Source organism: Variovorax sp. GW458-11-26-14-LB1 (assembly GCF_059423965.1).
Genome location: NZ_JBWKYW010000047.1, coordinates 1 through 13,331 on the forward strand (window position 1 = coordinate 1; position 13,331 = coordinate 13,331).

A 13,331-nucleotide genomic window follows, 5' to 3' on the forward strand; every position below is an offset into this window, starting at 1 on the left:
TCATGGGGGCGAGGGGCGTGCGAGCGCCGTGCGGACGGCGGCGGCGATCGTGTCGGGGGTGGCTTGCGCAAGGAGCGCAGCGCGGGGGGCGTACGAGCACGAAGCCGCCCGCTGCACTGGGGTCGAGGCCGAGGTGGCGTGCCAGCGTTTCGTCGACCTGCAAGGTGGGCAGGCCGCTGTCGCCGCCCACGGCCAGCAGGCGCAGCGGCAGTGCGGCCGTCGCATCGCATGCGGCCTGCGCCTGCGCGCGAGTCGGTGCGAACCACAGGCCCAGGCACTGCGTGCCCTCGGCCAGCAGTTGCATCAGCGTGGTCTGGCGCCCGTCGGCCCAGCGCAGTGGCAGGTTCTGCACCGTGCGCCCGCCCTCGGGCAGCAGCGGTGCGGCGGGGTAGTCGTTGGCGACCGACATGCGGCCCGTGTTGACCAGCGCCCGCGCGAAGGTGTGGCGCTTGGCCAGTGCCACCACGGCGCGGCGCAGCGTGTGCTCGGCCGGCGAGCGCGGCGCGAGGAAGCGCGCGGAACGGCTCGTGACCGTCAGGTTCTCCTGCGCGGCCGGGCGTCGCTCGGCGTCGTAGCTGTCGAGCAGCGCATCGCCGGCCTTCCCTTGCGCGACCAACGCGAGCTTCCAGCCGAGGTTGGCCGCGTCCTGGATGCCGGTGTTGCCGCCGCGCGCGCCGAAGGGGCTCACTACGTGCGCGGCGTCGCCGATGAAGCACACGCGGCCGTGGCGAAAGCGCTCCAGCAGGTGGTCGCGGTAGCCATACGGTCCGATCCACACGAACTCGAACGCTACGTCGGGCCCGAGCTGTTCGCGCAGCCGCGCGCCGGCCACTTCGGGGCGGCTGATCTCGGCCGGGTCGCAGTCCTCGGGCATCTGGTAGTCGATGCGCCACACGCCGTCGGCCATCAGGTGCTGCCACACGCCGCGGCCTTCGTTGAAGGGCGCATCGACCCAGGTCCAGCGTTCGGTGGGCAGCGGTTTTTCGAAGCGCACGTCGCTGATGCACCAGCGGTCGGTGCTGCGCGAGGCGTGCGATGCCACGCCGAGCTGCGTGCGGATCGGGCTGTTCGCGCCCGTGGCGTCGATCAGGTGGTCGGCCTCGATCGTGTAGCTGCCGGCGGGCGTCTCGATGTCGATGCGCACACCGTCGGCCAGCGGCTCGACGCGCGTCACGCGGCTCTTCCAGCGCAGGTCGGTCACGCCGAGCTCGAGGATGCGATCGACCAGGAACCACTCGATGTAGAACTGCTGCAGGTTCACGAAAGGCGGCTGCGTCGAGACGCTGCTGGCCTGCAGGTTGAAGTTGTAGACCTCCTCGTCGCCCGAGAAGGTGCGCCCGAACGACCAGGTGACGCCCTTGGCCGCGATGCGCTCGTAGATGCCCAGGCGCTCGAAAATCTCCAGGCTCTTTTGCGCATAGCAGATGCCGCGCGACGAGGCGCCGCGCACGCCCACGGTGTCGTCCTCGTCGAGCAGCACGGCGCGCACGCCGCGTTGCGCGAGGTCGCAGGCCAGCGTGAGGCCCGAGGGGCCGGCGCCGACGATCACGATCGGGTGGCGCACCACCTGCGCACTGCCGAGTTCGGGCGGTGGCGTGAAGGGCCAGACCGGCAGCTCGTAGGCCGGTGCGAATGCAAAGTTTTCCATGGCTCTTCTACAGCGCGTGCGCGAACTCGGCGATGGAATCGGCCGCCTGCGGGATCAGCTCGGGCTGGCCCGCCAGGTAGTGGTTGCCGCCGACGATGTCGACGTTGCGGATGCGCGCGCCGCCCGCGGCCATCCAGGCGTCGCGCGTGCTGGGGAAGGTCGACTGGTCGCCGGTGTAGGTCAGCAGCAGTTTCGGCACCGTGGTGCGCGCGAGGTTGGTCGGCCCGTCGGCCTGCGAGCGCGACGACCACTGCGAGAGGAACGCGGTGAGCGAGGTGGTGCGGCCCATCGCGTTGGCCGAATAGTTCACCTGCCGCGCATCGCCCCACACGCTGCCGGGCAGGCGCGCGTTCGCATCGAGCGACAGGTCGACGCAGCGCGGATCGGCGTGCGTGCGGTAGACGACGAAGGTCTGGTCGCGCGGTGCGCCAGGTGTGTTGCGCAGCAGCGCGAGGCGCTCGAGGCACCACTGCTCGATGCGGTCCATCCGCGCCTTCTGCGCCGCGCTGAAGCGGGCGAGAAAGTCGGCCTCGTAGGGCACGCGGTGGCTCGGGTCGTACATGTCGAGCTCGGGGTCGACCGAGAGCGGGTCGTGCTCGTCGGTGACCGACGGGTCGATCCAGTCGCGCATGAGCCGCGTGCGGCCCAGGTGCGCGGCGCACAGCGCGAGGCCGTCCACGGGCGGCAGGTCGCTGGCGTGCAGGTGCGTCGGGTCGCCATCGGGCAGGTGCGTGGCCGTGAGCTGCTCGGCCTGCGCCTGGTAGAAGGCCGAGAGCGCTGCGCCGCCGGAGTTACCGACCAGGAACACCTTCTCGTAGCCGGCCGCGCGCAGGTACTGCACGCCGGCGCCCAGGTCCTGGATCGCGCGCTCCATCAGCAGCACCGTGTCGTTGCCGACGAAGCGCGAGTTCAGGCCCATGCAGCAGATGCCGCGCTCGGCCAGCGGGCCGATGAGGTAGTGGCCCATGAAGTTGCTGGTCGGGTGCATCACGATGGCCGCGATCTTCTTCGGCCCCGGCGGCGCGCGGAAGGCGCCGTAGATGCGCGGGCGCAGCAGCTGCAGGCCCGACTGGCTGTCCATGGCCGCGCCGGGCTTCACGTCGATGACGGCGAGTTGCAGCTCAGACATGCGACGCGCCTTTCGCTGCGCGAAGCGCCGCCTTGCGCGCGGTCCACGCGTCGAGGTCGGCATGGGCATGGCGCGCGTGCGCGTCCATCTCGGTTTGCGGCACGGTCGGCGTGGTGAGTTCCACGCGGATGCCGTTCGGGTCGAAGAAGTAGATCGACTCGATGATGTGGTGGTCGGTCACGCCCAGCACCTCGACGCTCGCGCCTTCGAGCCGCGCCTTGGCGGCCAGCAGGTCGGCCACCGAGTCGACGCGCAGCGCGATGTGGTTCACCCACGAAGGCGTGTTGGGCGAGGGCAGCGCGGCGGTGTCGTCGCCCAGGTCGAAGAAGGCGATGTACGCGCCGTCGCGCATCTGGAAAAAGATGTGCACGTAGGGGCAGTACTCGCCCGTGCTCGGCACGTGGTCGTTCTTGATGACGTGGGCCAGCGGCAGGCCAAGCAGGTCTTCGTAGAAGTGGCGGGTTTCCTCGCTGTCGCGGCAGCGCCAGGCGAAATGGTGCAGCCCGCGAATGGGTGGGGGCGCCGTGGGGGTGGCGGTCGTCGGCATGTCGTGTCTCCGTTGAGGCCGCGATTGGGCAATGCCGCGTCTTATGATGCAATCGAAATTAATTCATCGATTGATGAAATAACCATATATATGAACCTCACCCTGCGCCAGCTGCGCGCCTTCGCCGCCGTGGCCGAAACCGGCAGCTTCACCACCGCCGCCGGGCAGCTGCACCTCACGCAGTCGGCCCTCAGCGTGCTGGTGCGCGAGCTCGAGCGCGAGATGGGCGTGCAGCTGCTCGACCGCAACACGCGCCGCGTGCAGCTGTCGGAGGCGGGGCGCGAGTTCCTGCCCTCGGTGCACCGGCTGCTCGGCGACCTCACGAGCGCGGTCGCGGGCGTGACCGACCTGCGTGACAAGAAGAAAGGGCTGTTGCGGCTTGCAGCGCCGCAGCTCATGGCCTGCACGCTGATGCCGCGCGTGATCGCCGCCTACCGCGAGGCGTACCCCGACGTGGACGTGCGCCTGGCCGACACGTTGCCCGAGCACCTGCTGCTGGGCGTGGCGGCCGGCGACGTCGAACTGGCCGTGGGCCAGGACGTGGCGGTAGACGCCGCCGCCATCGAGCGCCGCACGCTGTTCCGCGACCGCCACTGGCTGATCTGTCCGCCCGGCCACGCCTTTGCCAAGCGCCGCAAGGTGCGCTGGCACGAGCTGGGGCCCTACACCTTCATCGCGCCCACGCGCGACTTCCGCCAGCGCGTGCTGCCCGAGCTGGGGGCCGAGGAGCGCGCCTTTTTGATGCGGCCGGGCACGCAGGAGGTGTCGTACATGACGACCGCGCTGGGCATGGTGGCCTCGGGCCTGGGGCTGACCGTGTGCCCGACCTACTCGGCGTCGCTGGTGCGCGCGCACGGGCTGCAGATGGTGCGGCTCGAGTCGCCCGACTTCCACCGCGAGGTCTGCGTGTACAGCGCGGCGCGGCGCTCGCTGTCGCCCGCGGCGGCGAGCTTCGTCGGCATCCTGGAGCAGTTCGCGACCGCGCAGCCCAAGGCCTGAAAAAGCATCGGCGCCCCGCAAGAGACGCGCAGGGGCGCGAGAGGGTGAAAACTACAATGCGGGCAGTCCCGTCTTTCACCATCCTCAGACCCATGAACGTCATTCGATTCACCGACCTCTGTGCGCAAGGCAAGGCCGCCGGCCAGCGCGTCTTCATCCGTGCCGACCTCAACGTGCCGCAGGACGATGCCGGCCGCATCACCGAAGACACGCGCATCCGCGCCTCGGTGCCCTGCATCCAGTTGGCGCTCGACGCCGGCGCGGCCGTGATGGTCACCTCGCACCTGGGCCGCCCGACCGAAGGCGAGTTCAAGCCCGAAGACTCGCTGGCGCCCGTCGCCCAGCGCCTGGGCGAGCTGCTGGGCCGTGAAGTGCCGCTGGTGGCCAACTGGGTCGACGGCGTCGACGTCAAGCCCGGCCAGGTCGTGCTGCTGGAGAACTGCCGCGTCAACAAGGGCGAGAAGAAGAACGACGAAGCGCTGGCCCGCAAGCTCGCCGCGCTCACCGACATCTACGTGAACGACGCCTTCGGCACCGCCCACCGCGCCGAAGCCACCACCTACGGCATCGCCCAGTTCGCCAAGGTGGCCGCGGCCGGCCCGCTGCTGGCGGCCGAGATCGACGCCATCACCAAGGCGCTGGCCCAGCCCAAGCGCCCGCTGGTCGCCATCGTGGCGGGCTCCAAGGTCAGCACCAAGCTCACCATCCTCAAGAGCCTGTCGGCCAACGTCGACCAGCTGATCGTCGGCGGCGGCATCGCCAACACCTTCATGCTGGCCGCGGGCCTGAAGATCGGCAAGTCACTGGCTGAGCCCGACCTGCTCGACCAGGCCAAGGCCGTGATCGACGCCATGCGCGCGCGCGGCGCCGATGTGCCGATTCCCGTGGACGTGGTCACGGCCAAGACCTTCGCGGCCGACGCGCCCGCCACCGTCAAGGCCGCCACCGACGTGGCCGAGGACGACCTGATCCTGGACATCGGCCCGAAGACGGCCGCCATCCTGGCCGCGCAGTTGCGCGAAGCCGGCACCATCGTCTGGAACGGCCCCGTGGGCGTGTTCGAGTTCGACGCCTTCGCGGGCGGCACGAAGGCCATCGCGCAAGCCATTGCCGAAAGCAGCGCCTTCTCGATCGCTGGCGGCGGCGACACCCTGGCGGCCATCGCCAAGTACGGCATCGAAAAGCAGGTCGGTTACATCTCGACCGGCGGCGGTGCCTTCCTCGAGGTGCTGGAGGGCAAGACCCTGCCGGCCTTCGAGATCCTGGCCAAGCGCGCGGCGGGCTGATTCCGGTGGCGGTCCGGCCACGGGAGGGAAATCCCCCGTGGCGACTGACTTCCGTTCGACACACAAAGTGTATACAGTAGCGAATACAAAACGGAGACCCCCTTCATGAGCTCGGACCGCATCCCCCGCCACGCCACCAAGATCGTCGCCACCCTCGGCCCCGCCTCCAGCACGCCGGAATTGCTGGAACAGATGATCCTGGCCAAGGTCAGCGTGGTGCGGCTGAACTTCAGCCACGGCACGGCGCAGGACCACATCGACCGCGCCACCATGGTGCGCGAAGCCGCCCGCAAGGCCGGCCGCGAAGTGGCCATCATGGCCGACCTGCAGGGTCCCAAGATCCGCGTCGGCAAGTTCGCGCAGGGCAAGATCTGGCTGGAGCCGGGCGCCAAGTTCGTGCTCGACGCCTCGCGCACCGAGCTGGGCGACGTCGACGCCGTCGGCCTGGACTACAAGGACCTGCCGCGCGACGTGAAGCCCGGCGACAAGCTGCTGCTGAACGACGGCCTGATCGTGCTCACGGTCGACGGCGTCAAGGGCGAAGCGGTGCACACCACCGTCAAGCTGGGCGGCGAGCTGTCGAACAACAAGGGCATCAACAAGCAGGGCGGCGGCCTCACGGCGCCCGCGCTGACGGCCAAGGACATGGAAGACATCAAGACCGCGATGAGCTTCCAGGCCGACTACGTGGCCGTGAGCTTCCCCAAGAACGCCACCGACATGGAAATGGCGCGCCAGCTGTGCAACGTGGCGGCCGCCGAGTACGGCCACAAGCCCGGCATGATCGCCAAGATCGAGCGCGCCGAAGCCATTCCGAAGCTGGAAGAAATCCTGCGTGCCAGCGACGGCATCATGGTCGCCCGCGGCGACCTGGCCGTGGAAGTGGGCAACGCCGCCGTGCCGGCGCTGCAGAAAAAGATGATCCGCATGGCGCGCGACATGGACAAGGTGGTCATCACCGCGACCCAGATGATGGAGTCGATGATCACCAACCCCGTGCCCACCCGCGCCGAGGTGAGCGACGTGGCCAACGCCGTGCTCGACGGCACCGACGCCGTGATGCTCTCCGCCGAAACCGCTTCGGGCCGCTACCCGCTCGAGACCGTGCAGGAAATGAGCCGCATCTGCGAAGCCGCCGAAGCCGCCGAAGACAAGACGCTCGACGCCGACTTCAGCGGCAAGACCTACAGCCGCATCGACCAGTCGATCGCCATGGGCGCGCTGTTCACGGCGCACCACCTGGGCGCCAAGGCCATCGTGGCGCTGACCGAGTCGGGCTCCACCATCCTGTGGATGAGCCGCCACCGCGCGCACATCCCCATGTACGCCCTGACCTCGCGCCTGGCCACGCAGCGCAAGCTGGCGCTGTACCGCAACGTGCGCCCGCTGCTCATGGATTCGGAAAGCGACCGCGACACCGCGCTGCGCCAGGCCGAGAGCCACCTGAAGAAGCGCGGCATCGTGCAAAGCGGCGACGTGTACGCCATCACCTGCGGCGAGCCGATGGGCGCGCCCGGCGGCACCAACATGCTCAAGATTTGCCGCGCGAGCTGAGTTCGTTCGCAGCAAGACAAAAGGCCGGCACATGCCGGCCTTTTTCATGGCGCCGTCTGGTTCAGCCGTTGCGGAACAGGAAGCTGTAGGCGTTGAGGGCCGGCACACCGCCCAGGTGCGCGTAGAGCACCTTCGAGCCGGCCGGGAATTCGCCCAGCCGCACCTTCTCGATCATCCCGTGCATCGACTTGCCCTCGTACACCGGGTCGGTCAGCATGCCCTCGAAGCGCGCGCTCAACCGGATCGCCTCCAGCGTGCCTTCGTTCGGCAGCCCGTATTCGGGCCCGCCGAAGCGGCGGTCGAGCACCACGTCCTTCTCGGTGATGTCGCGGCCCAACTCGACCAGCTCGGCCGTGTTCTTCGCGATGCGCAGGATCTGCTCGAAGGTCTGCTGCGGCTTGGCCGAGGCGTCGATGCCGATCACGCGGTCGGCGCGCCCGTCGGCCGCGAAGCCCACCACCATGCCGGCCTGCGTGCTGCCCGTGACCGAGCAGACCACGATGTAGTCGAACTTGAACCCGAGCTCGGCCTCCTGCTGGCGCACTTCCTCGGCAAAGCCCACGAAGCCCAGGCCGCCGCGCGGGTGCTCGGAGCAGCCCGCCGGGATCGGGAAGGGCTTGCCGCCGGCCGCGCGCACGTCGGCCATGGCCTGTTCCCAGCTCTGGCGGATGCCGATGTCGAAGCCCGCCGCGTCCAGCCGCACGTCGGCGCCGAGGATGCGCGACATCTCGATGTTGCCGACCCGGTCGTACACCGCGTCGGAGTAGTTGACCCAGTTCTCCTGCACCAGCACGCACTTCAGGCCCAGGTGCGCGGCCACGGCGGCCACCTGCCGCGTCTGGTTCGACTGGATGCCGCCGATCGACACCAGCGTGTCGTAGCCGCCTTCGAGCGCCTCGGGAATCAGGTACTCCAGCTTGCGCGTCTTGTTGCCGCCGAAGGCCAGGCCGCTGTTGCAGTCCTCGCGCTTGGCGTAGAGCTCGACCTTGCCGCCCAGGTGGGCGCTCAGGCGCTTCAGCGGCTGGATCGGCGTGGGGCCGAAGGTCAGGGCGTGGCGGGGGAATTTCTTCAGGTTCATCGACGCAGCTCCAAAAGCGGTGAGGGTTGAAGCTGTCGATCGTAGGAAGAAGGCTTTGCAATGTGCTTGCGAAGTTGGCTGGCTTCGTCGCTCAAAAGAAGGCAGGATCGCCATACAGAAGGCTTTTCATCCGGAAAGGAAGCCATGAGCACAACAAAGTTGCGTGCCCCGACGGAGCTCGACCGCACCGACCGCGCCATCCTGCGCGCCCTGCAGCGCGACGCCTCGGTGTCGAACGTGGCGCTGGCCGCCAAGGTGAACCTCAGCGCGCCGGCCTGCCTGCGGCGGGTTGAGCGGCTCCGGGCCGCGGGCTTCATCAAGGGCGTGGTCGCCCTGCTGGACCCCGACGCGCTCGAGGTCGGCATGCTCGTGATGATCGGCGTGGTGCTCGACCGCTCCACGCCCGACTCCTTCGCCGATTTCGAGAAGGCGGCGCAGAAGGTGTCGGGCTGCCTCGAATGCCACGTCGTCACGGGCGAATTCGACTACTTCATGCTCGTGCGCACCCGCGACAACGACAGCTTCAACCGCCTGCATGCCGAGCAGCTGCTGTACCTGCCGGGCGTGCGGCAGATCCGGACCTTCGTGGTGCTCAAGCAGGTGCTGTCGACCACGCAGTTGCCGATCTGAAAAAGTTGAAAAAGAGCTGCGCGCCAGTACCCGTGGCGCCCGGGGTGGCGTCGGCCCTGTCCCACAAGGGGGCTCGGTAGAATCGGGGTAGTTTTCTCCCGACTTTCCGCCTTCTCTTTTTCCCGTCTTTTTCTATTCCCACGAGGTATTTCCCATGGCACTCGTCTCGATGCGCGAACTGCTGGACCACGCCGCCGCCAACGGCTACGGCATTCCGGCCTTCAACGTCAACAACCTCGAACAGGTCCAGGCCGTCATGGAGGCCGCCAAGGAAACCGGCGCGCCCGTCATCCTGCAGGCCAGCGCCGGTGCCCGCAAATACGCGGGTGAAGCCTTCATCAAGCACCTGATCCAGGCCGCCATCGAGCAGTACCCGAACATCCCGCTGGTGATGCACCAGGACCACGGCCAGAGCCCGGCCATCTGCCAGGGCGCGATCGACCTGGGCTTCTCGTCCGTGATGATGGACGGCTCGCTGCACGAAGACGGCAAGACGCCCGCCTCGTTCGACTACAACGTCGACGTGACCCGCAAGGTGGTCGAACTGGCCCACAAGGTCGGCGTCACGGTCGAAGGCGAACTGGGCTGCCTGGGTTCGCTCGAAACCGGCATGGCTGGTGAAGAAGACGGCATCGGCGCCGAAGGCGTGCTCGACCACGCGTCGCTGCTCACCGACCCCGAGGAAGCCGCCCAGTTCGTGAAGGCCACGCAGCTGGACGCGCTGGCCATCGCCATCGGCACCAGCCACGGCGCCTACAAGTTCACGCGCAAGCCCACGGGCGACATCCTGTCGATCCAGCGCGTGAAGGAAATCCACGCCCGCCTGCCCAACACCCACCTGGTGATGCACGGCTCGTCGTCGGTGCCGCAGGACCTGCTGGAAATCATCCGCAAATACGGCGGCAACATGAAGGAAACCTACGGCGTGCCCGTCGAGGAAATCCAGGAAGCCATCAAGTACGGCGTGCGCAAGATCAACATCGACACCGACATCCGCCTGGCGATGACCGGCGCCGTGCGCAAGTTCCTGGCCGAGAACCCCGAGAAGTTCGACGCCCGCGAGTGGCTCAAGCCCGCGCGCGAAGCCGCCAAGCAGATCTGCAAGCAGCGCTACATCGAGTTCGGCTGCGAAGGCCAGGGCGCCAAGATCAAGGGCGACACGCTGCAGGTCGTTGCCGCCAAGTACGCCAAGGGCGACCTGGCGCAGCAAGTCATCTAACGAAGACAGACTGCGCGCCGCAGGCCACCGCTCGCGGTGGCTTTTTTCTGCGCGCACAATCCGCTTTTCCCGTCACCGTTTCCCAGCCGAGCATCCGTCCATGACTACCGTTCACACCTCTTCCATCCAGAGCCTGCCCCTGCTTGCGCGCGGCAAGGTGCGCGACAACTACGCCGTCGGCGAAGACCGCATCCTGATGGTCGCGAGCGACCGGCTCAGCGCCTTCGACGTGATCATGGGCGAGCCGATCCCGGGCAAGGGCGAGATCCTCACCAAGATGGCGCTGTGGTGGTTCGACCGCCTGGGCGCGCTGTGCCCCAACCACCTGACGGGCGAGGCGCCCGAGAGCGTGGTGCAGCCCGACGAGGTGGCGCAGGTCACGGGCCGCTCGATGCTGGTCAAGCGCCTGCGTCCGATCCCGGTGGAGGCCGTGGTGCGCGGCTACCTGGCCGGCAGCGGCTGGAAGGAATACCAGGACAACCGCGCCGTCTGCGGCGTGCCGCTGCCCGAGGGCCTGACCAACGCGAGCAAGCTGCCGCGCCCGATCTTCACGCCCGCCGCCAAGGCCGCGGCCGGCGAGCACGACGAGAACATCAGCTACGAGCGCGTGGTCGAGGTCGTCGGCCCCAAGCTGGCCCAGCAGATCCGCGAGGTCAGCATCGTCATCTACGAGGCGGCGGCCCAGATCGCGCTCGCCAAGGGGATGATCATTGCCGACACCAAGTTCGAGTTCGGCCTGGACGAGAACGACACGCTGGTGCTGATGGACGAGGTGCTCACGCCCGACAGCTCGCGCTACTGGCCGGTCGAGGGCTACGAGGCCGCGCTGGCCGCCGGCACCAACCCGCCGAGCTACGACAAGCAGTTCGTGCGCGACTGGCTCGAGGCCACCAAGATCAACGGCAAGCCCTGGGACAAGACGCCCCCGGCGCCGCGCCTGCCGGCCGAAGTCATCGAGAAGACGGCCGCCAAGTACCGTGAGGCGCTGGACCGCCTCACCCACGGCTGATCCGGCTTTTCGTTTTTAGCGTGTCGTGCCGTTGCTGAGCAGCGCCACGGTGCGACCGCTCGCATCGAGCAGCGCGAGCCGCCCCGGCGCCAGCCGGTAGCTGGCCGTGTTCTGCAGCGCCGACAGGAACTGCGCCTCGTTGGCGCCGCGCACCGGGTCCGCGCAGGCCATGCGGGTCGCGGCCATCTGGCCGAGCTTGAGCGACACGCCCGCGCGCGTGAACGACCCCGTGACGCGGTTGCAGCCGCCCGACCCACTGACCCGTCCGCTGTTGCGGTCGAACTGCAGCTGCGCATCGCCGCCGGGCGCGATGGGCTCATCGCCCAGCTGCACCAGGCGCCACACCGGTCCTTCGATCGGCTCGTCGAGGCTGATGCCGCTGCCGCAACCGGTCAGGGCGGTCAGCAGCAGCGCGGCCGAGGCAATGGCGGGGAGCGCGGTACGGCGGGCGAAGGAACGCATGGCCAATTTTCCTTTTCAATCTGCAACAAGTTAAAACCGGCGCCATCGTATGCGACGCCGTGGCCGGTGCGAAGACAGGCCCGATGGCGCATCCGGGCTTCTTCAGGCCCCGAGGGCCGCCAGGGCCACGCCCCCCGCGAGGCGCGCCTCGACGCAGCGGCGCACGCTGGCCGGCGTACCGTCCTGCGCCAGCAGCGCGGGCCACTCGGCCTGGGCCTGGCGCGCCGTGTCGCGCGCGATGGCCATCAGACGCGCTGGCCGCAGCAGCCCGGCCGTGCGCAGCAGCGCCTCCAGCGCCGCCCCGTCGAAGGCGCGCAGCGTGGCGTCGATGGCGCGGTTGACGCCGTAGTCGCGCGCCGGCACGTCCTCGAAGAAGGCGGCCACGCAGACCGGGTCGTACAGCGGCGCGAGCACCGGCGCCACGCCGTCGGGGTAGCGCAGCGCCCAGTTCTTCAGGTGCGCGTCGCTGTTGCCCAGCAGCATGAAGGCCACGAGGCGGCGCACGCACTCGCGCACGTCGGCCACCGGGTTCGGCGACAGGCGGTCGAGCACGCGCAGCATGGCGGGCCAGTCGGTGGCCAGGCCGCGGCCGTACTTCTGGCGCGGCTCGTACTGCAGCACCTGCGCGAACTCTTCCATGTGGATGCGCCCGCCCTCGGGCGTGCGGTCGAAGCGGCGCACCGCCAGGATCTGCGCGAAGGGCACCTGCTCGGGCAGGTCGGCGTCGGCACGGTCGATCACGTGGGCCTGCGCGCAGTCGAGGCCGAGCGCGCCGCACAGGCGGTAGCCGGTGTATTCGTTGGCGACCAGGTCGGGGTGGCGCGTGCTCGGCAGCTTGAGGATGAACGAGCCCGCCGCGCCGTGGCGCTTGACGACGTAGCGCCGCCCGTCCTGCACCGCCGAGAACTTGGTCACCACGCCGGGGATGGCGGCGGCGTCTTCCACCGGCATCTCGACGAAGCCGGGTTCGAGCACGTCGAGCCCCAGCGCCGTGTGCCAGTGGCGCACGGTGTCGGGAATGCCCTCGGACGTCGGCACGGGCTCGACCTCGAGCGCGCCCATGAGGTCGTGGCCGGCGGCGGCCAGCAGCTCGAACTCGTCGTCGGCCGCGCAGCCGCGCTGCTGCGCCAGGCGCTCGCGGTTGTGGCCCTCGGGCAGCAGGTTCTGGAAGTAGCTGGGCCAGCGGCCGTCGCTGCGCGACACGCGGGTGTCGCGCGCCGAAGCGAGGATGGCGCGCGTGGCGGCCTCGTCGGCACCGCGGTACGCGAGGGACAGCGTGGGCCGGCCCGCATCGGCGATGTACGCCTCGTCGAAGGACACGCGCAGGATGTCGCCGTACTGCGAGAGGTAACCGATGGCGCGCCGCCCGCCACCGGGCAGGTGCAGGTGCATCCGCAGGTAGCGGATGCCCGTGTTGAAGGCGGCGCGCGTGCTCACCGCCTCACCGGCTCTCGTCGGCCAGGCTCTGCGCGATGGACGGCGGCGCGCCCACGCCCGCCGGCTGGCCGAGCAGGCGGCCGCCCGAGCGCACGAAGTCTTCGAGCTGCGGGCGCAGGCTGGCGGGCACGGGCATCAGCTCGAGCCCCAGCACGCGCGCCATTTCGAGCAGCGTCGACAGGCGCGGATCGATCTGCCCGCTTTCGATGCGCTGCACCGTCATGCGCGACAGCCCGGCGCGCGTGGCCAGCGCCTCCTGGCTCAGGCCGCCGGCCTTGCGGGCTTTTTCGAGTTCTTCGGTCAGTTGGAGCATTGCAATGCGCTTTTATCGGA

General features: G+C 69.1%; 12 protein-coding genes and 1 pseudogene. 6 read left to right on the plus strand and 7 right to left on the minus strand.

Translation table 11 applies throughout. The features are described from left to right. The 3 genes and pseudogenes from AC07YS_RS24800 to AC07YS_RS24810 all read right to left on the minus strand — a co-directional run bounded on the left by AC07YS_RS24800 (window position 1) and on the right by AC07YS_RS24810 (window position 3,324). Window positions 1-1,648 (minus strand): annotated as a pseudogene (locus AC07YS_RS24800) (FAD-dependent oxidoreductase). A 7-nt stretch (window positions 1,649-1,655) separates the two neighbouring features. Beyond that, window positions 1,656-2,777 (minus strand): alpha/beta hydrolase, encoded by a 1,122-nt coding sequence (locus tag AC07YS_RS24805; RefSeq protein ID WP_495270089.1) that lies wholly within the window; start codon window positions 2,775-2,777, stop codon window positions 1,656-1,658. Then, window positions 2,770-3,324: a VOC family protein gene (locus AC07YS_RS24810; protein ID WP_495270088.1), complete on the minus strand. Its 555-nt coding sequence runs from the start codon at window positions 3,322-3,324 to the stop codon at window positions 2,770-2,772. The genes AC07YS_RS24805 and AC07YS_RS24810 overlap by 8 nt, the downstream gene beginning before the upstream one ends. A gap of 90 nt (window positions 3,325-3,414) precedes the next feature. Here AC07YS_RS24810 and AC07YS_RS24815 point away from each other — a divergent pair, with 90 nt between their 5' ends. The 3 genes from AC07YS_RS24815 (at window position 3,415) to pyk (ending at window position 7,163) form a co-directional block, all read left to right on the plus strand. Next, a complete protein-coding gene (locus AC07YS_RS24815; protein ID WP_062478283.1) occupies window positions 3,415-4,323 on the plus strand; it encodes a LysR family transcriptional regulator in 909 nt (302 codons plus the stop codon). Between the two features lie 92 nt (window positions 4,324-4,415). Continuing rightward, window positions 4,416-5,609, plus strand: a complete 1,194-nt coding sequence (locus tag AC07YS_RS24820; protein WP_159274104.1) for a phosphoglycerate kinase — start codon at window positions 4,416-4,418, stop codon at window positions 5,607-5,609. Window positions 5,610-5,714: 105 nt separating this feature from the next. Next, window positions 5,715-7,163, plus strand: coding sequence for a pyruvate kinase (gene pyk / locus AC07YS_RS24825; protein WP_062478290.1), 1,449 nt, complete (start codon window positions 5,715-5,717; stop codon window positions 7,161-7,163). Window positions 7,164-7,224: 61 nt separating this feature from the next. Here the strand turns inward: pyk and AC07YS_RS24830 are convergent, their stop codons facing one another. Then, the gene (locus tag AC07YS_RS24830) at window positions 7,225-8,241 is read right to left on the minus strand and encodes a 1-aminocyclopropane-1-carboxylate deaminase (RefSeq protein ID WP_495270087.1); all 1,017 of its coding nucleotides are present in this window, start codon (window positions 8,239-8,241) and stop codon (window positions 7,225-7,227) included. 144 nt (window positions 8,242-8,385) lie between these two features. Here AC07YS_RS24830 and AC07YS_RS24835 point away from each other — a divergent pair, with 144 nt between their 5' ends. The 3 genes from AC07YS_RS24835 (at window position 8,386) to AC07YS_RS24845 (ending at window position 11,099) form a co-directional block, all read left to right on the plus strand. Continuing rightward, complete coding sequence (locus AC07YS_RS24835) at window positions 8,386-8,871, plus strand: Lrp/AsnC family transcriptional regulator (protein WP_070063218.1); 486 nt, start codon at window positions 8,386-8,388, stop codon at window positions 8,869-8,871. Between the two features lie 154 nt (window positions 8,872-9,025). Continuing rightward, a complete protein-coding gene (gene fba, locus AC07YS_RS24840) occupies window positions 9,026-10,090 on the plus strand; it encodes a class II fructose-bisphosphate aldolase (RefSeq protein WP_062478296.1) in 1,065 nt (354 codons plus the stop codon). Between the two features lie 100 nt (window positions 10,091-10,190). Beyond that, entirely contained in the window at window positions 10,191-11,099 is a 909-nt protein-coding gene (locus tag AC07YS_RS24845; protein ID WP_495270086.1) for a phosphoribosylaminoimidazolesuccinocarboxamide synthase, read from the plus strand. 15 nt (window positions 11,100-11,114) lie between these two features. Here the strand turns inward: AC07YS_RS24845 and AC07YS_RS24850 are convergent, their stop codons facing one another. The 3 genes from AC07YS_RS24850 to AC07YS_RS24860 form a co-directional block, all read right to left on the minus strand. After that, entirely contained in the window at window positions 11,115-11,561 is a 447-nt protein-coding gene (locus AC07YS_RS24850; RefSeq protein WP_095950501.1) for an META domain-containing protein, read from the minus strand. Window positions 11,562-11,663: 102 nt separating this feature from the next. Next, entirely contained in the window at window positions 11,664-12,953 is a 1,290-nt protein-coding gene (locus tag AC07YS_RS24855) for a type II toxin-antitoxin system HipA family toxin (protein WP_495270091.1), read from the minus strand. A 49-nt stretch (window positions 12,954-13,002) separates the two neighbouring features. Beyond that, on the minus strand, window positions 13,003-13,311 hold the full coding sequence (locus AC07YS_RS24860) for a helix-turn-helix domain-containing protein (protein WP_095950502.1): 309 nt from the start codon (window positions 13,309-13,311) through the stop codon (window positions 13,003-13,005). Between the last annotated feature and the right edge of the window lie 20 nt (window positions 13,312-13,331).

What these genes read in the sequence shown, in the direction of transcription:
- AC07YS_RS24805 (WP_495270089.1), bottom strand. Translation starts at nt 2,777, where the DNA reads ATGTCTGAGCTGCAACTCGCCGTCATCGACGTGAAGCCCGGCGCGGCC.
- AC07YS_RS24810 (WP_495270088.1), bottom strand. Translation starts at nt 3,324, where the DNA reads ATGCCGACGACCGCCACCCCCACGGCGCCCCCACCCATTCGCGGGCTG.
- AC07YS_RS24815 (WP_062478283.1), top strand. Translation starts at nt 3,415, where the DNA reads ATGAACCTCACCCTGCGCCAGCTGCGCGCCTTCGCCGCCGTGGCCGAA.
- AC07YS_RS24820 (WP_159274104.1), top strand. Translation starts at nt 4,416, where the DNA reads ATGAACGTCATTCGATTCACCGACCTCTGTGCGCAAGGCAAGGCCGCC.
- pyk (WP_062478290.1), top strand. Translation starts at nt 5,715, where the DNA reads ATGAGCTCGGACCGCATCCCCCGCCACGCCACCAAGATCGTCGCCACC.
- AC07YS_RS24830 (WP_495270087.1), bottom strand. Translation starts at nt 8,241, where the DNA reads ATGAACCTGAAGAAATTCCCCCGCCACGCCCTGACCTTCGGCCCCACG.
- AC07YS_RS24835 (WP_070063218.1), top strand. Translation starts at nt 8,386, where the DNA reads ATGAGCACAACAAAGTTGCGTGCCCCGACGGAGCTCGACCGCACCGAC.
- fba (WP_062478296.1), top strand. Translation starts at nt 9,026, where the DNA reads ATGGCACTCGTCTCGATGCGCGAACTGCTGGACCACGCCGCCGCCAAC.
- AC07YS_RS24845 (WP_495270086.1), top strand. Translation starts at nt 10,191, where the DNA reads ATGACTACCGTTCACACCTCTTCCATCCAGAGCCTGCCCCTGCTTGCG.
- AC07YS_RS24850 (WP_095950501.1), bottom strand. Translation starts at nt 11,561, where the DNA reads ATGCGTTCCTTCGCCCGCCGTACCGCGCTCCCCGCCATTGCCTCGGCC.
- AC07YS_RS24855 (WP_495270091.1), bottom strand. Translation starts at nt 12,953, where the DNA reads ATGCACCTGCACCTGCCCGGTGGCGGGCGGCGCGCCATCGGTTACCTC.
- AC07YS_RS24860 (WP_095950502.1), bottom strand. Translation starts at nt 13,311, where the DNA reads ATGCTCCAACTGACCGAAGAACTCGAAAAAGCCCGCAAGGCCGGCGGC.